Raw genomic sequence first — 19236 nt, 5'->3', positions numbered from 1 at the left:
AGGCCTGCCGTGCCCGGGAGATTACTTCTTTTTCTTGGGGGCGATGACCATCATAAGCTGGCGTCCTTCCATCTTCGGATGCTGCTCAACGGTGCCGTATTCGGCGAGGTCGGCTTCGACCCGCTTCAACAGCTCCATGCCCAGCTCCTGGTGGGCCATCTCACGACCACGGAATCTCAGAGAGATCTTGGCCTTGTCCCCATCGGTAAGGAAACGTACCAGGTTGCGTAGTTTTACCTGGTAATCCCCATCCTCCGTCCCTGGACGAAACTTGATTTCTTTGATCTGGATCTGCTTCTGGTTTTTCTTGGCTTCGTTAGCCTGCTTCTTCTTCTCGAAGAGGTGCTTGCCGTAGTCCATGACCTTGCAGACGGGTGGTACCGCGTCTGCAGAGATTTCTACCAGGTCCAGCTTCGCTTCATCAGCGATACGCAGCGCTTCATCAATCGAGACGATGCCAACCTGCTCGCCGTCTGCGCCAATTAACCGAACCTCGCGGGCCGAGATATTCTCGTTGATCGGGGCCTTCGGTACAGCACGCTTATCGTTTCTCATTTCACGCTTAATAGTCATTACTCCGATTCTTGGCGACCACGCCGGGAAACCGCTTGTGTCAGCAGCTCAACGAATTGGGCGACGGGCATGGAGCCCAGGTCTGCGCCTTCGCGAGTACGCACAGCGACGGTTTGCGTTTCGACTTCGCGGTCCCCTATAACCAAAAGGTACGGGACCTTGAGCAAAGTATGCTCGCGGATTTTAAAGCCGATCTTCTCATTTCTCAAGTCCGACTTGGCACGGAAACCGCTTCCGTTCAGAGATTTCTCAACCTCGAGGGCGAAATCGGCCTGCTTGTCGGTGATATTCATGATCACCGCCTGGGTTGGGGCCAGCCACGCCGGGAACACGCCAGCATAGTGCTCGATCAGCATGCCGATGAAGCGCTCGAACGAACCGAGGATGGCGCGGTGCAGCATGACCGGGCGAACTCGGCTGTTATCTTCGGCGATGTAGCTGGCATCCAGACGCTCTGGCAGGTTCGGGTCGTACTGCAGGGTACCGCACTGCCAGTTACGGCCGAGGCAGTCGCGCAGGGTAAACTCGATTTTCGGGCCGTAGAAGGCACCCTCGCCCGGCTGGTATTCCCACTCAAGGCCGGATTCGTTCAGGGCGTCGGCCAGCGCTGTTTCAGCACGGTCCCACAACTCTTCAGAACCGACACGCTTGGCCGGACGAGTGGACAGTTTCATGGCGATGTCGCTGAAACCGAAGTCCTTGTACACGTCCAGGGTCAGCTTGATGAAGTCGGCGGCTTCTTTCTTCACCTGTTCTTCGGTGCAGAAAATGTGCGCATCGTCCTGTACGAAGCCACGCACGCGCATGATGCCATGCAGTGCGCCCGACGGCTCGTTACGGTGGCAGGCACCGAACTCGGCCAGACGCAGCGGCAGGTCGCGGTAGCTTTTCAGACCCTGGTTGAACACCTGCACGTGGCACGGGCAGTTCATCGGTTTTACCGCGTAGTCACGGCTTTCCGACGAAGTGGTGAACATGTTTTCGGCATAGTTGGACCAGTGGCCGGAACGTTCCCACAGGATGCGGTCGACAACCTGCGGGGTCTTGATTTCCTGGTAGCCGTTTTCGCGCTGCACGCCACGCATGTACTGCTCGAGTACCTGGTAGACGGTCCAGCCGTTGGCGTGCCAGAACACCATGCCCGGGGCTTCTTCCTGCAGGTGGAACAGGTCGAGTTGCTTGCCGATCTTGCGGTGGTCGCGTTTTTCGGCTTCTTCGATGCGCTGGATGTACGCAGCCAGCTGCTTCTTGTCAGCCCAGGCCGTGCCGTACACGCGCTGCAGCTGCTCGTTCTTGGCATCGCCACGCCAGTAGGCGCCGGACAGCTTGGTCAGCTTGAATGCCTTGAGGAAGCGGGTGTTCGGCACGTGCGGGCCGCGGCACATGTCGACGTATTCTTCGTGGTAGTACAGGCCCATGGCCTGTTCATCCGGCATGTCTTCGACCAGACGCAGCTTGTAGTCTTCGCCACGGGCCGTGAACACATCGATGACTTCGGCGCGCGGGGTCATTTTCTTGACCACGTCGTAGTCTTTTTCGATCAGCTCCATCATGCGCTTTTCGATGGCGGCCATGTCTTCTGGGGTGAAGGGGCGCTCGTAGGCGATGTCGTAATAGAAGCCTTCGTCAATGACCGGGCCGATCACCATCTTGGCGGTCGGGTACAGCTGCTTCACGGCGTGGCCAACCAGGTGGGCGCACGAGTGACGGATGATCTCCAGTCCCTCTTCATCTTTAGGGGTGATGATCTGCAGGGTGGCGTCGTTGCTGATCAGGTCACACGCATCGACCAGCTTGCCGTCGACCTTGCCGGCCACAGTGGCCTTGGCCAGGCCAGCGCCGATGGAAGCGGCTACTTCGGCTACGGATACGGCGTGATCGAACGAACGTTGACTGCCATCGGGAAGAGTAATAACGGGCATGGCGCCTCCTCTCCTAGTGGTGACCCCTACCAAAGGTCACGTGGGTTGGGATGAGCCAGTACAAGATCCGACCTGCCTTCCGGTAAAAGGAAGCCTGCCCCACAGTGGCAGAAGCCTTTCGGCTTGTCAGGGACGAACCAGAGTGACTGGAAAGAAAAAAGATAGCTGCAACCGGCAACAGCGCGACTGCAAGCCGAGCATGCTAGCACGCGGGTTGCACCCCAGGCAGAAATATTTGGAAATTGCACCACAACGGTGAACTAACGCGGAAAAATACCGCTCAGACTTTGGGAAGCAACCTACTCTTGATGAGACCTTAACCCAAGGAGTAACTGGTGATGCGAGTTCCGTCTCTTCTGGCCCTGGCGGCCGCTGGCGCCCTGCTGCTGCCCGTGGCTGCGAACGCCGGCAACTTCCCAGCCGGGAAGGAGGCCGCCTACATGACCCAGTGCACGCAAGTGGCCAGCGGCCAGGGCGTTGACGCTGCCACCGCGAAAAAACACTGCGACTGCGGCGCGCAAGCCATCAAAAAGAACTTCACCGACGCCGAGATTGCCGACCTCGACAGCAAGGACGGCGTTGACGCCAAGCTGATGCAGAAGGCGCAGTCGGTGGTGAGACAGGCCTGCGCACCGAAGAGCTGAAACCTTAAAGCCGGTGATGGCCAGCCATTCTTTGAGCTGGATCAATATCCTGCGAAGGTAAAAGGCGCTAGATGCGCAGAATTAGACTATGATGTATCCCGTGCTCCGTAGCCTCGGCCGCATTGCACCACTGAAAAAACTAAATGTTCTGGAGATTCACCCATGTCCAATCGCCAACAAGGCACCGTCAAATGGTTCAATGATGAGAAAGGCTACGGCTTCATCACCCCAGCAGGCGGCGGCGACGACCTGTTCGTACACTTCAAAGCCATCGAATCTGACGGCTTCAAGAGCCTGAAAGAAGGCCAGACTGTTTCCTTCGTCGCCGAGCGCGGCCAGAAGGGCATGCAGGCTGCACAGGTTCGTCCGGAGTAATTCGGATAGCTGTAAAAAAACCCGCCCTTGTGGCGGGTTTTTTTATGGGTGATGCATCATCTGAGTGGGGCGGGATTGCCTGCGAAACCGACTGTAGGGTGAATGGCACGGGCTTTGCCCGTGTTCGCGGGTGAACCCGCTCCTACAAGGCGACCGCGCAGGCTTTTCACATTTTGCGCAAGGCAGTTGCCCCCGCGTGCATCAACCGCAGTTGACGCGGGTTACCCTACCCTGCTCGTCCACGTTCAGGTTCAAGCGCTCGGAGCGGTACTCCAGGGTGACCACGTCGTGCGGCTTGAGAATGCGCGCCATCTGCGAGCCGCTGGCCTTGCGTGCCTGCTCCAGCAATTCGGCGCTGGCCTGCTTGCCCAGGGCAAAGTCGGCACCACTGGCTTCGCAGCGGCCATCGTTGCCCGCTGGCGCGGCACCACCATCAGCATTGCCACCAGTGCTGCAACCCGCCAGGACAGCAGCCACAGCCAGAGTTGCCAGGTAAGCACGGGTACGGAACATGAAGCCTCCTAAATCGGTCCGGGAACTGCCTGATCCGACAGCTCCGCTCATCATTTGTTGCAAAACCGGTCAAGTCTGCCTGAACTGCAGCGGCGAGGCGAAAAGCAATCGTGACCGGATTTTGCACAACGTGCTGTATTTGCCATATGCTTAGCCCGCACGGTCACCGGCGCAAAGCCATGATTTGCTGCAAGAAGTGGAGCGCATCCCGCCTCCATCGAACACCAGGGTCAGGTGTTCCCCCTTCGTTCCGGGCCCCCAGCGAGAGCTTTTCATGAGCACCCACAGCATCGATGCCGATATCAAGGTCAAATGGGCCGAGGGCCAGAGCGCGTACAGCCCTGGCACACCGGAAGAGTTACTGTTGATCGCCATCGACCTGTTGGTGCGCGACAACGGTGCCGAGGCGGCACGCAGCTTCATCGACCAGGTATTCGAGCGCTACGCGCCGCACGCGGCTATTCCAATCGCGCCAGACGGTCACTGAGCAGGTTGAACAGCCCCTGGGCATCACCCTGCTCCACCCACAGCACATTCGCCGGCCGCTTGAGCACACCGTACCAGTCTGCAACTGTCTGGCCGAAAGTGGCCCCTTCGCGGCTGTCGATGCTCATGTGGATACGCCGGCCACTGAACAGCTCGGGCTTTAACAGGTAGGCGATGACGCTGGCGTCGTGCACAGGGCCGCCAGGTATGCCATACACGTCCATATCGTGGGTGATGTAGGCATTGAGGATATCCACCACGCGCTTGCTGGCCTGGTTGTTCACGGCCGCCAGTTGCTTCAGGCGGGCGTTACTGGTCAGCAGCTTGTGCGTGACGTCCAGCGGCAGGTAGGTCAGCTGTACGCCGCTGGCCAGCACCACTTCGGCGGCGTGCGGGTCGGCATAGAGGTTGAACTCCGCCACCGGGGTGATGTTGCCGCCGTTGAAATGGGCTCCCCCCATGACCACCACCTCTTTGATGCCGTTGACGATGCTCGGGCGCTGGATCAGCGCCAGGGCCAGGTTGGTCTGCGGGCCGAGCATGGCGACGGTGATGCTGTGCGGTTTGGCTGCGCTGAGGGTATCGACCAGGTATTGCACGGCATTGCCCTGGGCCAGAGGCGCTTTCGGCTCGTGCACCGGTACACCAGTGAGGCCTTCTTCGCCATGAACGTCGGCGGCGTAGATCGGCGTGCGCACCAATGGGCGGCCGGCACCGGCGTACACCGGGATGTCTTCGCGCCCCGCCCACTCGCGGGCCAGGCGGGCATTGCGCGAGGTCTTGTCCAGGCGCACGTTGCCGGCCACGGTGGTGATGGCGCGGATACTGAGTTCGTTGGGCGAAGCCATGGCCAAAAACAGCGCGACCACATCGTCCGCGCCGGGATCGGTGTCGATGATCAGGTCGATGGGTGCGGCCTGGAGGGTGGAGGCTGTGGCCATGAAGACGACTCCTTGTAGCAGGGACTTGAGCATGGATGGCACTCCTGTTGCCTATGAATCATGCGTTTACACAGCCCGGCGTCCTTTGTGGAAGCGGCTAGAAGGTGACGCCGGAGATGAGGGCGATGTTGCTATAGGGCTGGCACTCGCCTGTACGCACCACCGCACGGGCACTGCGCGACAGCACTTTGAAATCCTCATGGGTCAGCCATTCGCGCTTGCCCAGCTTGCCCTTCAGTCGCTCGATTTCGACCAGCGCGGGTGGCACCACTTTCTGCATTTCTTCGGCCAGCACGTGGCGCTCAACCTGCAATTCGCTCAGCACCACCCGCAGCACACTGGCGAAGTCCGGCAGGCCAGGCGTAATGGCCAGGTCGATCAGCTCGACACCCGGCGGCACCGGCAGCCCGGCATCGCCGATCACCAGGATATCGCCATGCCCCATGCCGGCAATGACTCGCGACAGGGCAACGTTCAGCAGCGGGGTTTTCTTCATGGCGTCAGCTCCGCCAGGTAGGGAATCGACGGCTGGGCACCGGCACGGGTAACCGACAATGCCGCGGCACGCTGGCCAAAGGCGATCGCCTCGCCCTCCTTCAGCCCACGCACCAGGGCGGCAGCAAAGCCACCAATGAAGGTATCGCCGGCAGCGGTGGTGTCCAGCGGTTGCACGCGCGGCGCCGGATAGTGCTGATGGCCTTGGGCAGTAACCAGCAAGGCACCTTGCGCACCCAAGGTGATGATCACTTTGCCTGCCCCCAGCTGCAGCAAGCGCTCACCTGCGCGCCGGGCACTGTCCTGGTCGGTCACCGCCACACCGGTCAAGGCTTCGGCCTCGCTTTCGTTAGGGGTAAGGTAATCGATATGCGCAAACCAGTCCGCTGGCAAGGGGCCGGTAGCGGGTGCCGGGTTCAGGATGACCTGCTTGCCCAGCTCACGCGCCCTGGCCAGTGTGCACGCCACAGTGTCAGTGGGCACTTCCAGCTGGCAGATGACCACCTCGGCGGCCTGCAGCAGTGCATCGAAACGCAGCACCGACTGCGGCGTCAGCAGGCCGTTGGCGCCGGGAATGATGACAATACAGTTCTGGCTGGCAGCATCCACCGTGATCAGCGCCACACCGCTGGACGTGCCCGGGCAGGTGCTGACACCCTGACAGTCGATACCCTCGACATACAAGGCCCGGTGCAGTTGCCGACCGTAATCATCATCCCCCACATTGCCGATCATCGCCACGCTGCCCCCCAGCCGCGCTACCGCCACCGCCTGGTTGGCACCCTTGCCGCCCGGCACCGTGAAAAAGCTATCGCCGGGGAGTGTTTCGCCGGCCCGTGGCAGGCGCTGGGCGCGGACCACCAGGTCCATGTTGAGGCTGCCAACCACCACAACCTTGGCATTCATGACGTTTCCTTAGCGTTAGCGGTAATCATTGAACAGGTCCGGGCGCGGCCCGGTGGACTCACGCAAGACGATACGCGGGGCGACAATGCGCTGCTCCGCCGCGCCTTGCCGGGGCGTAGCGATACGCGTCAGCAGCAACGAGGCAGCGCTCTCGCCCAGCTCGCGGATCGACTGGCCCACCGTGGTCAGTGGTGGGTACACGTAGCGGCTGAGCTCGATGTCGTCGAAACCGATCACCGACAGCTCGCCGGGTACGCTGATATTGCGTTCGGCTGCAGCGCGCAGCACACCAAAGCCGATCATGTCGTTGCCGGCAAAAATCGCCGAGGGCCGCTTGCCTTCCAGCACCTGCGCCGCTGCTGCATGGCCACCCGGGCTGGTGAAGTCGCAGTGCAGTACACGGCTGCCCAGCACGGGCGCACCGGCTTCGGCCATGGCACGGCGGAAGCCGCTCAGGCGCAGCTGGGTAACCCCGGTTTCGGCGGGGCCGCCGATATAGGCGACGTCGCGATGGCCAAGCTCCAGCAGATGCCGGGTGGCCAGGTACGCCCCCTGCTCGTGGTCAATGCGCACCAGGTCGGCATCGACGCCTTCCAGCTCACGGTCGACGATGACCATTGGCGTGCGCACACCGGCCAGGCTTTGCAGCAGGTCGTCGTCCTGGCCCACCGAGGCCACTACCAGGCCGTCGATGCGTTTTTCCAGCAGCACGCGCAGGTAGCTGCGCTGCTTCTGTGGGTTGTCGTCGGAGTTGCACAGGATCACGCAATAGCCGTTGCGCTCGCAGGCGTCTTCGATACCCCGCGCCAGCTCGGCGAAGTACGGGTTGACGCTGTTGGGCACCAACAGGCCGATGGTGGCCGTGCTGCGCGCCTTCAGCGAGCGCGCCACCGCACTGGGCACGTAATCCAGTTCGATGATGGCGGCTTCCACTTTCAGCCGCACCTGCTCGCTGACCGGACGGGTCTTGTTGAGTACATGGGACACGGTGGTGTACGAAATACCCGCCAGTGCCGCGACGTCTTTGATGGTTGCCATGGTGTCAGTTCCGCCGGCCTGCGCGCCGGCTACGGTAAGTGTCGAGCACAACGGCGATGACGATCACCGCCCCGGTGATGATGCGTTTGGTCGGCTCGCTGGCGCCGATCTGCGCCAGCCCGGCGGCCAATACGGAAATGATCAGTACGCCAAAGAAGGTGCTGATGACCGAGCCACGCCCGCCCATCAGGCTGGTACCGCCGATCACGACGGCGGCAATGACCTGCAGCTCCAGGCCAGACCCGGCGTTGGGGTCGGCGGCTTCCAGCCGCGAGATCTGGAACAGTGCGGCCAGGCCGGCGAGCAGGCCCATCAGGGCGAACACCAGCACTTTGTAAGGGCGCGGATCGATACCGGCCAGGCGCACGGCCTCTTCATTGGTGCCGATACCGATCAGGTAACGGCCGAACACCGTGCGCGTCAGTACCAACTGGGCGAGCACGATCACCAACAAGGCGATGATAAACGCTGGCGAAACACCAAAGGCGACCGGGTTGGAGAACCAGACATAGGCGTCGCCGATATAGGCGGTGCGCGAGTCGGTGAATTGGTAGGCCAGGCCACGGGCCATCTCCAGCACACCAAGCGAGACGATGAACGACGGGATGCGCCAGGCCACGGTGACGCCACCGGTAATGCTGCCGGCCAATGCGGCCACAGCCATGCCCAGCAGCGCCGAGGGCAGCACGCCCCAGCCCCAGCCGAGTATCGCCACGCTCACCGTCGAGGCGGCCAGCGCCAGCACCGAGCCCACCGACAGGTCGATGCCGCCGATGATCAACACGAAGGTCATGCCCACCGCCAGCACCATCAGGTCCGGGATCTGGTTGGCCAGCGTGCTGAAGGTGCCATACGACCAGAAGTGGCTGCTGAGGAACGAGAACAGCACGATCATCGCCAGCAAGGCGCCAGCCAGGCCCAGGTAGGTGCCCAGGCCAAAGTAGGTACCGCTGCGGCGCACGGGGGCGGCTTCCTGGTTGTTGAGCGGGGTGGTTTTCATGCATCCATCCTGGGGGCTGCATCATGCAGCAGCGCGTCACGTTTCTGATAACCGGCGAAGGCAGCGGCAAGCAACTGGTCCTGGCTCCAATGATCACGCGCGAAAGTGTCGATCAGGCGGCCGGCGGACAGCACGGCGATGCGGTCGCATATCAGCATCAGTTCTCGCAGGTCACTGGACACCACCACCAAGGCCTTGCCTTGGCGCGCCAGCTCGGCCAGCAGGCCATAAATGTCGAACTTGGCGCCCACATCGATGCCACGCGTGGGTTCGTCGAACAGCAGCACCTGGCAATCGCGCTCCAGCCAGCGGCCGATCACCACTTTTTGCTGGTTACCGCCAGACAGCTCACCCACCACCTGCTGCGCGCCGGCACTGCGAATGCGCATGGCCTGGATCTGGCGTTCGGCCAAGGCTTTTTCCGCTTCGCCATCGAGCACGCCGGCACGCGATACCGCGCCCAGGTTGCCCAATGCAATGTTGGCGCTGATCGACTGCGTCAACAGCAGGCCCTCGCCTTTGCGGTCTTCGGTTATCAGCGCAATACCGGCCCGCACTGCAGCCTTGGGCGAGTCGATGTTTACCGCCTGCGGCGGTTGGCCGAGCGCGATACCGCCGCTGTCGGCGCGATCGGCACCATAGATCAGGCGCAACAGCTCGGTACGGCCGGCGCCGATCAGGCCGGAAATGCCAAAAATCTCCCCTGCCCTGACTTCGAACGACACCTCACGCACCTTGTCGCCGCGGCACAACTTGTCGACCTTGAGCAGCGGTGCACCCAACTGCCGTCGGCCCAGGTCGATATGCTCGCCCAGCTCGCGGCCGACCATCAGGTTGACCAGTTCGGCGCTGCTGTAGCGCTGGATCGGCTCGTCGCACACCAGCTTGCCATCGCGCAGTACAACGATGCGTTGGGCCACGCGCTGCAACTCTTCCAGGCGATGCGAGATATAGACGATGGCCACGCCGCGGGCGCGCAGGCGCTCGATCTGGGTGAACAGCAACGCCACCTCGCGTGCAGTGAGCATGGCAGTGGGCTCGTCCAGGATCAGCACATGGCAGTCACCGATCAGGTTGCGGGCAATCTCGACCATTTGCTGATGGCCGATGCCCAGTTCGCCGACTGGGGTGTCCGGGTCGATGGCGTCGAGCCCGACCCGAGCCATGGCGGCCGTTGCCAGCTGGCGCAGGCGCTTGTGGCTGATCCAGCCGAAACGGCTGGGCAGGTTGTCGAGAAACAGGTTTTCCGCCACGGTCAGCGTCGGCAGCAGGTTCAGCTCCTGCATGACCATGCGCACACCAAGGCGTTCGGCCTCGCTGCGGCTGCCGGGCGCGTAGGCCTGGCCACGGTAGGTCATGTGCCCGGTGGTGGGCACCTCCAGGCCGCTGATGAGCTTGGACAACGTACTCTTGCCTGCGCCGTTCTCGCCGGTCAGGGCCAGCACTTCACCGGCGCGCAGGCTCAGGCTGACCTCGCCGAGCACGGGCTGGGCGTAGGTCTTGCCCAGGCCGCTGGCGGCAAGCACCACTTCATTGGCCGATGCAGGCATGGCCGATTCTCCTGGCAGCATCAGGGCTTCTTGGTGATGAGTTCGACCGGGGTCTGGATGACGTTGTCGGCATCCACATCAGGCTTTTCGCCCTTGACCATTTTCAGCGCCGCCTGAATGCCATACACCGCCTGCTGGCTGGCCGCCTGGTCGAGGGTGGCAAGCACGCGACCGTCTTCAAGCATTGGCTTGATGGCATTGATGTTGTCGTAGCCCACCACTTGCACCTGGCCGGTCTTGCCAGCGGCACGCACGGCGGACACAGCGCCCAGGGCCATGCTGTCGTTGCCGGCCAGCAAGGCCTTCAGGTCGGGGTATTCGTTGAGCATGGAGGCGGCGACGGCGTTGCCTTTGTCGATCTCCCAATTGCCGCTTTGTACCGAGACGATTTTCATCTGCGCGGCGCCCATGGCGTCCTTGAAGCCGGCGGTGCGCTGCTGGGCATTGGTGGTGGTCGGCACGCCTTCGATAATGCCCACCTGGTCGCCGGCCTTGAGCTTCTGGCTGGCCAGGTAATCGCCAACCAGGCGCGCGCCCTTGCGGTTGTCGGGGCCGACGAAGGGAACGCTGATGCCTTTGCTCTTGAGCAAGTCAGGGTCCAGACGGTTGTCGATGTTGATCACCACCACGCCCTGGTCCATGGCCTTCTTCACCGCCGACACAAGTGCTTTCGAGTCAGCCGGGGCAATCACCAGCGCCTTGGCGCCGGCATTGACCATCTGCTCGACGATGCGGATCTGCTCGCCAGTGTCGGTCTCGTTCTTGATGCCGTTGGCGATCAGCTCGAACTCGTCGGCGTGGGTTTTCTGGTAGTCCTTGGCGCCGTCTTCCATGGTGCGGAAGAACTCGTTGGCCAGCGACTTCATGACAAGGGCGACCTTGGGCTTGTCTTCAGCGTGGGCAGCAGACAATGGCAAGGCGAGGCTAAGCGAGGAAATGACAGCGATGGCCAGCAGACGACCGGGGAACGGCAGCTTCATGAACGATGACTCCGAATCTTGTGTTTTTTATCGGATCGCAAACGTTTGCGTTGACCAACTATGGTAACAGGACCGTTGTTTGTCAAATCCGTTTGGCTGTCGGAGGCCAATGTGCTGCCGGGGCCGATTATGCAGGCTTTTCCGAAAACCCGAACACCTTTTCCTTTTTTTGTTCGGAATTACGAATGCAATGCCACCGTTTGCAGGCGCGGCTCGGTGCAACACCACACATTGCCGGGGCTGCTACGCGGCCTCTTGCAACGCAAGGCCGCTCCAACCCAGGCAACGCGTGGTGCCTTGGTACGAAAAATGCCTATAGCCCTGCGCGACTCAATAACTATCTCACTAGGAAGCGAGAACAATAACGATGAATGCCGCACTCAAAACCTTCGCCCCCAGCGCACTCGCCCTGTTGCTGATCCTGCCATCCAGCGCCTCGGCCAAAGAAGCCGAAACCCAACAGAAGCTGGCCAACGTGGTCATCCTCGCCACCGGCGGCACCATTGCCGGCGCCGGCGCCAGCGCTGCCAACAGCGCCACTTACCAGGCTGCCAAGCTGGGCGTCGACAAGCTCATCGCTGGTGTGCCAGAACTGGCCGACATCGCCAACGTACGTGGCGAGCAAGTGATGCAGATCGCCTCCGAGAGCATCAGCAATGACGACCTGCTGAAGCTGGGCAAGCGCGTCGCCGAGCTGGCCGAAAGCAAGGACGTGGACGGCATCGTCATCACCCATGGCACCGACACCCTCGAAGAAACCGCCTACTTCCTCAACCTGGTAGAGAAGACCGACAAGCCAATCGTGGTGGTCGGCTCGATGCGTCCGGGCACCGCCATGTCCGCCGACGGCATGCTCAACCTGTACAACGCCGTGGCCGTAGCCAGCGACAAGCAGTCGCGTGGCAAGGGCGTGCTGGTGACCATGAACGACGAGATCCAGTCCGGCCGCGATGTGAGCAAGGCGGTCAACATCAAGACCGAAGCCTTCAAGAGCGCCTGGGGCCCGATGGGCATGGTGGTGGAAGGCAAATCGTACTGGTTCCGCCTGCCGGCCAAGCGCCATACGGTCAATTCCGAGTTCGACATCAAGCAGATCAGCAGCCTGCCGCAGGTGGACATTGCCTATGGCTATGGCAACGTCACCGACACCGCCTACAAGGCGCTGGCACAGAACGGCGCCAAGGCGCTGATCCATGCCGGTACCGGCAACGGTTCGGTATCGTCGCGGGTAGTCCCGGCGCTGCAAGAACTGCGCAAGAACGGCGTGCAGATCATCCGCTCGTCGCATGTCAACCAGGGTGGTTTCGTACTGCGTAACGCCGAACAGCCGGATGACAAGAACGACTGGGTCGTGGCTCACGACCTGAACCCGCAGAAAGCGCGGATCCTGGCGATGGTGGCAATGACCAAGACCCAGGACAGCAAAGAGCTGCAACGCATCTTCTGGGAGTACTGATCAACCACCCATGGCCGGTGCCCCACATCACCGGCCATTCTTCCCTTCCAGATCAATCCCGCCCCGCCGCCGTTCAACTGGGGCTCGCATCAGTGGGTTTCTTCTCTGGCTTGCGCAAGCGGCTCTATTTGTAATCTCTCGGATCAACGCCCCACTTCTTGAGTCGAGACGCCAAGGTTGTGGGCTTCAACCCCAGCAATTGCGCAGCACCACCCTCGCCGGAGACTTTCCCTGCTGTTCGTTTGAGCACAGAGATCGCATTCAGCTTCATCTGCCGCTCCCAGTCTTTGTCGGCAGTCGGCTCAGGCTGGCATTGTGCAATTGAAGATACTGGGCCACTGGACGGGCCGTTTGGCGCCAGAACCTCATGAAAGCTCACGCGACCGTCTCGGGAGACGATGGTCTGTCGCTCAATCACATTTTGAAGCTCGCGAATGTTGCCTGGCCAGGCGTACTGCTGAAGCACCGCGACTTGGGTCAGCGACATGCGAATGCCCGGCTTGTTAAACGCCAGGCTAGCCCTTTCAAGAAAATGGCTGGCGAGCAACGGAATGTCCTCAAGTCGCTCCCGCAGGGGCACCGAGCGTATAGGGAACACATTCAAGCGGAAGTATAAATCTTCCCGGAACGCCCCTCGGGCGACCATATCGCGCAGGTCACGGTTCGTTGCGGCGATAACTCTCACATCAACGGCCCTGGTGCGATTGTCGCCTACAGGCTCAAACTGGCGGTCCTGTAGAACACGGAGCAACTTGCTTTGTAACTCCAGCGGAATCTCTCCCACCTCATCGAGAAACAAGGTACCTCCGTCCGCCAATTCAAAGCGACCCACTCGGTTGCTGACCGCTCCGGTGAAGGCCCCTTTGAGGTGGCCGAAGAACTCGCTCTCGAACAATTCACGGGGTACCGCGGCGCAATTGACCCGAATCAGAGGGCGGTCGCGCCGGGGGCTGCTGCCATGAATCGCGCGAGCCACAAGCTCTTTACCCGTGCCTGACTCGCCGGTGACCAACACGTTGGCGTCGGTAGCTGCGACCAGGTCGATCTGCTGTAACAGATGCTTGACCGCTGGGCTTTCGCCGACGATCTCGTGGTGATTGCCGTGGGCGTTGATTTCCTCCTGCAGGTATTGGTTTTCCATCTCCAGCCGAGTCTTCAACTGCTCTACTTCACTTAGCGCATCGCGCAGGCGCGCTTCAGTGCGCTGTCGTTCGCGGATGTCCCGAAACAACACCACCGCCCCCACCAGCCTTCCCATCTCGAAGATTGGAGTGCTGGTGTACTCGACGGCGATTGGTTCGCCGCTCTTGTGCCAGAACACCTCGTGGTCCACGCGATGAACTTGTCCATCGCTGAACGAAGCATGAATGGGGCACTGATTGACCTCGAACGCACGTCCGTCGCTATGGCTGTGGTGGAACAAATGGTGGGCATCCTGGCCAATCATGTCGACGGCACTCCACCCCAGAATACGCTCGGCGGCGGGGTTGATGAACGTGGTCTGGCCCCGGGTATCGAGCCCATAGATGCCCTCGCCAACTGCACCAAGAATCAGCCGGTTCTGCTGCTGGATGCGCTCGAACACTTGGCTGATCCGCTCCCACCCCACGTGGCCCAAACGGTGTTGGCGGCGCGCCTCAGCCCGGTTACGGCGCTGCTCCAGAAGGTCGCGGCGCTGCACCGCCAGTACAATTTTCCCGCCCTCAACCGCGCTAGCCGAAACCTCCACCGCTATTTGCCGCAGTTGCAGATCCACCAGCAGCAGGTCGTCCGACCACGCTTCGCCTTGAGTCAGCACCTCATCCGTAAAGCTCACCCACAGTGCGATTCCCCCTCGCAGAAAATGGCTAAAGGCATGACCGGAAAGCTCATTTGCGGCGCAGCCCAGTAAATCGAGCGCGGCGTTGTTGGCTTGCAGTACCCGATCATCTACCGGGTGGATTAACAGCATGGCAACGGCGGAGTCGGCAGCGACTCCGAGGGCGACGGCGTCTGTCACTGATGGATATCCTCGAACCGATTTTCACGACATTTCGTGAACAATATTACGACCGTTCGTGATTTACGAAATTTCGTAAATAAACCTCGCCATCAAACAAAAAATAACTCAATAAAATCATGCAGTTACAAAAAACAGGAGATTGGCACATCTCTCGCTATGGGTGTGTTCACCTTAAACCAAACTGCGGGAGCAGAAATAATGGACAAACTTGAAATGCATCACCTGATCATGGCCGCGAAAGCACGCAAGGGCCTGAGCTGGGATGATCTTGCCAACGCAGTGGGCAAGGCCCCGGTATGGCTTGCATCGGTCTGCTACGGCATGAACAGCGCGCCGCTGGAAGTGGCAACGCATCTTTGCGAGGTATTGGAGCTGGATGATCAAGTCGCCGCCACCTTAACCGCTTTCCCAGTCAAGGGCTGGGACAAGTCCATCCCTCAAGACCCGCTGATCTATCGACTGTATGAAGTCGTGGGCGTCTATGGCCCGACCCTGAAAGACGTGATCCAGGAAAAATTTGGCGACGGCATCATGAGTGCCATCGACTTTTCCATGCATGTCGAGCGAATCGAAGACCCCAAAGGCGACCGGGTTCTGTTGACCCTCAATGGCAAGTTCTTGCCGTACCGTTCCTGGTAAACCCATCCAACCCTCGGCACCCCTCCAGGGGTGCCGCCTATTACCCGCAGTTGAGGGAGCCGCCATGTCTTATCTGCTACCCACCGATTTTGTCACCAAGATGCTCGATGCCGGCGCATCAAAGGTCCACATGTCCACTCGCGACACGCTGATCCGCAGCTATATGGCCGGGGCAATTCTGGCCCTGGCGGCCGTATTCGCAGTGACCATCGCAGTACAGACAGGCTCAGCCCTGCTAGGCGCAGTACTGTTTCCGGTTGGTTTTTCAATGCTCTACCTTATGGGCTTCGACCTGCTCACTGGGGTCTTCATGCTCACCCCGCTGGCATTACTGGACAAACGTCCCGGGGTCACCGTTAGGGGAATTCTGCGCAACTGGGGCCTGGTGTTCGTCGGCAACTTCGCCGGCGCCCTTACGGTCGCCTGCATGATGGCCTTCGTCTTTACCTATGGTTTCCATGCTTCCCCCGGTGCCGTGGGAGAGAAAATTGCCAGCATCGGTGAGGCCCGCACCCTGGGTTACGAGCAATACGGGCTGGCAGGCTGGTTGACGATCTTCCTGCGTGGCGTGCTGTGTAACTGGATGGTGTCGATGGGCGTGGTCGGCGCAATGATCTCCACCTCTGTGAGCGGCAAGGTGATCGCCATGTGGATGCCGATCATGCTGTTTTTCTTCATGGGCTTCGAGCACTCGGTCGTGAACATGTTCCTGTTCCCTTCCGCAATGATCATGGGCGGCGACTTCTCGCTCATGGACTACCTGTTGTGGAACGAAATCCCCACCGTACTGGGCAACCTGGTGGGCGGCCTGGCCTTCACAGGCCTGACGCTGTACGGCACCCACATCCGTACGGCCGCGAAGAAAGCCACCAGCGCAACAACCTGCTGAAGCGACAAAGAAGGCAGGCAGCCTCAGTCGCCGCCTGTCTCACTTCATACTCAGGACAAAAAAGAGGTTTGGCTTAGCACTGCTACTAACCCGAACATCGTTTACATTTCAGAACGGTGTCATGGCTTACGGACCAACGCTGGATTTCCCCTGACAAGCTGTTGCGAATTTACTTACAGTGAAATACTGTATGCACATACAGCAAAACAAGGAAATTCCTGTGTCCAGCACCGCCTCCGCCACCCCGAGCAGCTATGAACAGCTGGGTGTACGCATCCAGAAGATCATCAACAGCCCCACCGCCCAGCGCAGCCGTGCGGCGCTGATCTTCCGCCTGGAACAGGAAAGCCCGGATGACTGGGAGACCCTGCTTCAGGAGATCGCAGAAAACGACAACGTCACCCTCGCCCATCGCGACGATGGCGGTGTGCAGATTTTCTGGACCGTACCGAAGGAAGATTGACTGCGCATGAGAGTTTCGCTTTTCGCAGCAGCTTGCCTGTTACTGACCACTCCGCTTGTTCAAGCCGACGCCCCGCGCACCTTCCAGGAGGCCAAGAAGGTCGCCTGGAAGCTCTATGCGCCGCAATCGACCGAGTTTTATTGCGGCTGTAAATACAAAGGCAACAAGGTCGACCTGGCATCTTGCGGCTATACCCCACGCAAGAACGCCCAGCGCGCGTCGCGCATCGAGTGGGAGCACATCGTACCCGCCTGGCAGATCGGCCATCAGCGCCAGTGTTGGCAGAGCGGCGGGCGCAAGCAGTGCTCGCAGCATGACGAAGTGTACCAACGCGCCGAAGCCGACCTGCACAACCTGGTGCCAAGCATCGGCGAGGTCAACGGCGACCGCAGCAACTTCAGCTTCGGCTGGCTACCAGAACAAAGCGGCCAGTATGGCCGCTGCCTGACCCGGGTCGACTTCAAGGCCAAGAAGGTGATGCCGCGCCCGTCGATCCGCGGCATGATCGCCCGCACCTACTTCTACATGAGCAAGCAGTACAACCTGCGCCTGTCCAAACAGGACCGCCAGCTGTTCGAAGCCTGGAACAAGACCTACCCGCCGCAAGCCTGGGAGCAGCAACGCAACCAACAGGTCGCCTGCGTGATGGGGCGAGGAAACGCGTTCGTGGGGCCGGTCAACCTCAAGGCGTGCGGTTGATCCTCAGGCCAGCGCCTGTAAATAGGCACTGGCTTGGCGATAACGGGCCAGCCGCGCCAGGTCGGCGGGGCCCGGGCAAGGGATGCGCGAGAGGTCGCTGTTGTCGGCCAGATCAGCCAGCTTGACGGTGCGCGCCAACGGGTCCTCGCCCAGGCGCACCACGAAATCCTGGTAAGGCTCGCCTTCGCGGCGGCTAAGCGCCAGCAACGCAGCCAGGATTTTCAGCGCGAAGCCCTCACGCGCCAGGTCGGACAGGGTCAGCGGGGTGTCTTCGATCACATCGTGAAGCACCGCCACAATCCGCTGCTCAGGTGTGGAAACCCGCATCATCACGCGTAACGGGTGGAGGATATAAGCCGCCCCACCCTTGTCGTATTGCCCTTCATGCGCCCTGGCGGCCACGGCAATGGCCCGCTCCAGTGTAGACATGAGGCCCTCCCCGTTTGGCATCTCCCAACCCAAGCATAGCCAAACTTGTGTGAACAGCGCCTGACACAAGCCTTGGCCGCGGCGCCACTGTACCGGCTTAGGCTCTGTACGATAAGCCTTGATACTTGTTCATGCTGCGTTGAAACAGCCTGACCTGCGTCTCAAGACTTTGCGTACCCTAGCGTGCTGCGCCGTGCTGGATGACCACCGAATCGGTACCAAGCTTGGCCATCACTTCATCCCTGCGCGCTTGCGCTTCTTCGCGGGTGGGGAACGGCCCCATCAGCACCACCGGCTTGCCGTCACGGTACTCCACCGAAGAGGGGATGCCCTTTTCGATCAGGCGCGCCGTCATATCGCTGAGTGCGCCCATGTTGGCGCCCTGTACCACTTCCACATCCCACCCCTGGGGCGCCGGCTGGTCTGCCAGCGCCTCGGCACGGCGCTGCAGGTCGGCTCCGCCGCAGAGTTCACGGATACGCAGGTTGTTGCCGGTATCGTCAACGATGATGTCGTACTGACCATCGCGCTTGATCGCCACGTAGCTGCGGTAGGCTTCGTACTGCCCGGCATCGTCCTTGCCGCGGACCTGACCGCAGATGGTGCCCTGGGTGTCGATCCGCACGTTGCCGAACTTGGCGGTCTTGGGGTTATGCAGGTGTTCGGCCACCTGCTTGTGCACGCCTTCGACCTCGTTCTCACAGCCCGCCAGGGCGAGCACTGCCATTACCACAGCCAGTTTGCGCACGCGTGTACCTCCAGATTCGAAGGGGCGGATTCTAGCACGCCGGGTATGCCCCGAACCGCGACCAAACGTTACACGCTGCTTCGGGCGCAAATGCAAAAAGGGCGATCATTTCTGATCGCCCTTTTTCGATTTGGTAGGCACAATTGGACTCGAACCAACGACCCCCACCATGTCAAGGTGGTGCTCTAACCAACTGAGCTATGTGCCTGTCGTGTGGTGCGCATATTAGTGGCCCGATGCGTACCTGTAAAGCTTTTTTTTGAGAAAAATCAAAAACTTTCGAATGAAAGCGCTTTGCGTCAATGCCGCGGTATTCCCGCTCGCGCGGCAATGGACAATGAAAAAAGGGGTGACCCTTTCGGATCACCCCTTTTTCGATTTGGTAGGCACAATTGGACTCGAACCAACGACCCCCACCATGTCAAGGTGGTGCTCTAACCAACTGAGCTATGTGCCTGTCGTGTGGTGCGCATTCTACGCATTACAAA

Annotated in this window: 21 protein-coding genes and 2 tRNA genes; 8 read left to right on the top strand and 15 right to left on the bottom strand. The window is 60.7% G+C overall.

Annotation, left to right across the window (positions count from 1 at the left end; translation table 11 throughout):
* Positions 1–21: 21 nt before the first annotated feature.
* Positions 22–573, bottom strand: coding sequence for a translation initiation factor IF-3 (gene infC, locus V6093_RS01060; RefSeq protein WP_012052879.1), 552 nt, complete (start codon positions 571–573; stop codon positions 22–24).
* Positions 573–2495: a threonine--tRNA ligase gene (thrS, locus tag V6093_RS01055; protein WP_003250660.1), complete on the bottom strand. Its 1923-nt coding sequence runs from the start codon at positions 2493–2495 to the stop codon at positions 573–575. The genes infC and thrS overlap by 1 nt, the downstream gene beginning before the upstream one ends.
* Positions 2496–2833: 338 nt before the next feature.
* Between thrS and V6093_RS01050 the strand changes: the two genes are divergently transcribed.
* Both V6093_RS01050 and V6093_RS01045 read left to right on the top strand, forming a co-directional pair.
* The gene (locus tag V6093_RS01050; protein WP_003250658.1) at positions 2834–3139 is read left to right on the top strand and encodes a hypothetical protein; all 306 of its coding nucleotides are present in this window, start codon (positions 2834–2836) and stop codon (positions 3137–3139) included.
* 162 nt (positions 3140–3301) lie between these two features.
* Positions 3302–3514: a cold-shock protein gene (locus tag V6093_RS01045; RefSeq protein ID WP_003250656.1), complete on the top strand. Its 213-nt coding sequence runs from the start codon at positions 3302–3304 to the stop codon at positions 3512–3514.
* A 201-nt stretch (positions 3515–3715) separates the two neighbouring features.
* On the opposite strand, the gene V6093_RS01040 is transcribed toward V6093_RS01045, so the two are convergent.
* On the bottom strand, positions 3716–4027 hold the full coding sequence (locus V6093_RS01040) for an I78 family peptidase inhibitor (RefSeq protein WP_003250651.1): 312 nt from the start codon (positions 4025–4027) through the stop codon (positions 3716–3718).
* 274 nt (positions 4028–4301) lie between these two features.
* On the opposite strand from V6093_RS01040, the gene V6093_RS01035 reads away from it, so the two are divergent.
* Complete coding sequence (locus V6093_RS01035) at positions 4302–4514, top strand: hypothetical protein (protein WP_003250649.1); 213 nt, start codon at positions 4302–4304, stop codon at positions 4512–4514.
* Here V6093_RS01035 and V6093_RS01030 read toward each other — a convergent pair.
* The 7 genes from V6093_RS01030 to V6093_RS01000 form a co-directional block, all read right to left on the bottom strand.
* A complete protein-coding gene (locus V6093_RS01030; protein WP_033725572.1) occupies positions 4486–5487 on the bottom strand; it encodes a nucleoside hydrolase in 1002 nt (333 codons plus the stop codon). The two genes, V6093_RS01035 and V6093_RS01030, sit on opposite strands and share 29 nt — an antisense overlap.
* A 64-nt stretch (positions 5488–5551) precedes the next feature.
* On the bottom strand, positions 5552–5950 hold the full coding sequence (gene rbsD / locus V6093_RS01025) for a D-ribose pyranase (protein WP_003250646.1): 399 nt from the start codon (positions 5948–5950) through the stop codon (positions 5552–5554).
* Complete coding sequence (rbsK, locus tag V6093_RS01020) at positions 5947–6855, bottom strand: ribokinase (protein WP_003250643.1); 909 nt, start codon at positions 6853–6855, stop codon at positions 5947–5949. The genes rbsD and rbsK overlap by 4 nt, the downstream gene beginning before the upstream one ends.
* Before the next feature lie 15 nt (positions 6856–6870).
* The gene (locus V6093_RS01015) at positions 6871–7893 is read right to left on the bottom strand and encodes a LacI family DNA-binding transcriptional regulator (RefSeq protein WP_265978377.1); all 1023 of its coding nucleotides are present in this window, start codon (positions 7891–7893) and stop codon (positions 6871–6873) included.
* Between the two features lie 4 nt (positions 7894–7897).
* Positions 7898–8893: an ABC transporter permease gene (locus V6093_RS01010; protein WP_265978375.1), complete on the bottom strand. Its 996-nt coding sequence runs from the start codon at positions 8891–8893 to the stop codon at positions 7898–7900.
* Positions 8890–10443, bottom strand: a complete 1554-nt coding sequence (locus tag V6093_RS01005; RefSeq protein ID WP_047604092.1) for a sugar ABC transporter ATP-binding protein — start codon at positions 10441–10443, stop codon at positions 8890–8892. Before V6093_RS01005 ends, V6093_RS01010 begins: the two co-directional genes overlap by 4 nt.
* A gap of 20 nt (positions 10444–10463) precedes the next feature.
* On the bottom strand, positions 10464–11423 hold the full coding sequence (locus V6093_RS01000) for a sugar ABC transporter substrate-binding protein (protein WP_179053360.1): 960 nt from the start codon (positions 11421–11423) through the stop codon (positions 10464–10466).
* Positions 11424–11790: 367 nt separating this feature from the next.
* Between V6093_RS01000 and V6093_RS00995 the strand changes: the two genes are divergently transcribed.
* Complete coding sequence (locus tag V6093_RS00995; protein ID WP_003250634.1) at positions 11791–12879, top strand: asparaginase; 1089 nt, start codon at positions 11791–11793, stop codon at positions 12877–12879.
* 124 nt (positions 12880–13003) lie between these two features.
* Here the strand turns inward: V6093_RS00995 and V6093_RS00990 are convergent, their stop codons facing one another.
* Positions 13004–14878, bottom strand: a complete 1875-nt coding sequence (locus V6093_RS00990) for a sigma 54-interacting transcriptional regulator (RefSeq protein ID WP_265978373.1) — start codon at positions 14876–14878, stop codon at positions 13004–13006.
* A gap of 201 nt (positions 14879–15079) precedes the next feature.
* Between V6093_RS00990 and cynS the strand changes: the two genes are divergently transcribed.
* The 4 genes from cynS to V6093_RS00970 all read left to right on the top strand — a co-directional run bounded on the left by cynS (position 15080) and on the right by V6093_RS00970 (position 17571).
* Complete coding sequence (cynS, locus tag V6093_RS00985) at positions 15080–15520, top strand: cyanase (RefSeq protein WP_003250631.1); 441 nt, start codon at positions 15080–15082, stop codon at positions 15518–15520.
* A gap of 64 nt (positions 15521–15584) precedes the next feature.
* The gene (locus V6093_RS00980; RefSeq protein WP_047603986.1) at positions 15585–16409 is read left to right on the top strand and encodes a formate/nitrite transporter family protein; all 825 of its coding nucleotides are present in this window, start codon (positions 15585–15587) and stop codon (positions 16407–16409) included.
* Positions 16410–16629: 220 nt separating this feature from the next.
* Positions 16630–16872 carry a DUF1654 domain-containing protein gene (locus tag V6093_RS00975; RefSeq protein ID WP_004574330.1) on the top strand — a complete coding sequence of 81 codons (243 nt, stop codon included), beginning with the start codon at positions 16630–16632 and terminating at the stop codon, positions 16870–16872.
* Positions 16873–16878: 6 nt separating this feature from the next.
* Positions 16879–17571: an endonuclease gene (locus V6093_RS00970; protein ID WP_108079213.1), complete on the top strand. Its 693-nt coding sequence runs from the start codon at positions 16879–16881 to the stop codon at positions 17569–17571.
* Positions 17572–17574: 3 nt separating this feature from the next.
* Here the strand turns inward: V6093_RS00970 and V6093_RS00965 are convergent, their stop codons facing one another.
* The 4 genes from V6093_RS00965 to V6093_RS00950 form a co-directional block, all read right to left on the bottom strand.
* Positions 17575–18000: a hypothetical protein gene (locus V6093_RS00965; protein WP_003250560.1), complete on the bottom strand. Its 426-nt coding sequence runs from the start codon at positions 17998–18000 to the stop codon at positions 17575–17577.
* 178 nt (positions 18001–18178) lie between these two features.
* Positions 18179–18748: an SPOR domain-containing protein gene (locus tag V6093_RS00960; RefSeq protein WP_003250559.1), complete on the bottom strand. Its 570-nt coding sequence runs from the start codon at positions 18746–18748 to the stop codon at positions 18179–18181.
* 131 nt (positions 18749–18879) lie between these two features.
* Positions 18880–18956 (bottom strand) — tRNA-Val (locus V6093_RS00955).
* Between the two features lie 172 nt (positions 18957–19128).
* Positions 19129–19205: transfer RNA gene (locus V6093_RS00950), tRNA-Val, on the bottom strand.
* Between the last annotated feature and the right edge of the window lie 31 nt (positions 19206–19236).

The organism is Pseudomonas putida group bacterium ESBL64, from assembly GCF_045277175.1.
Classification (GTDB): Bacteria; Pseudomonadota; Gammaproteobacteria; order Pseudomonadales; family Pseudomonadaceae; genus Aquipseudomonas; species Aquipseudomonas alloputida.
Note: the sequence above shows the minus strand (reverse complement) of the source record. Positions and strands in the feature narration are given on the sequence as shown.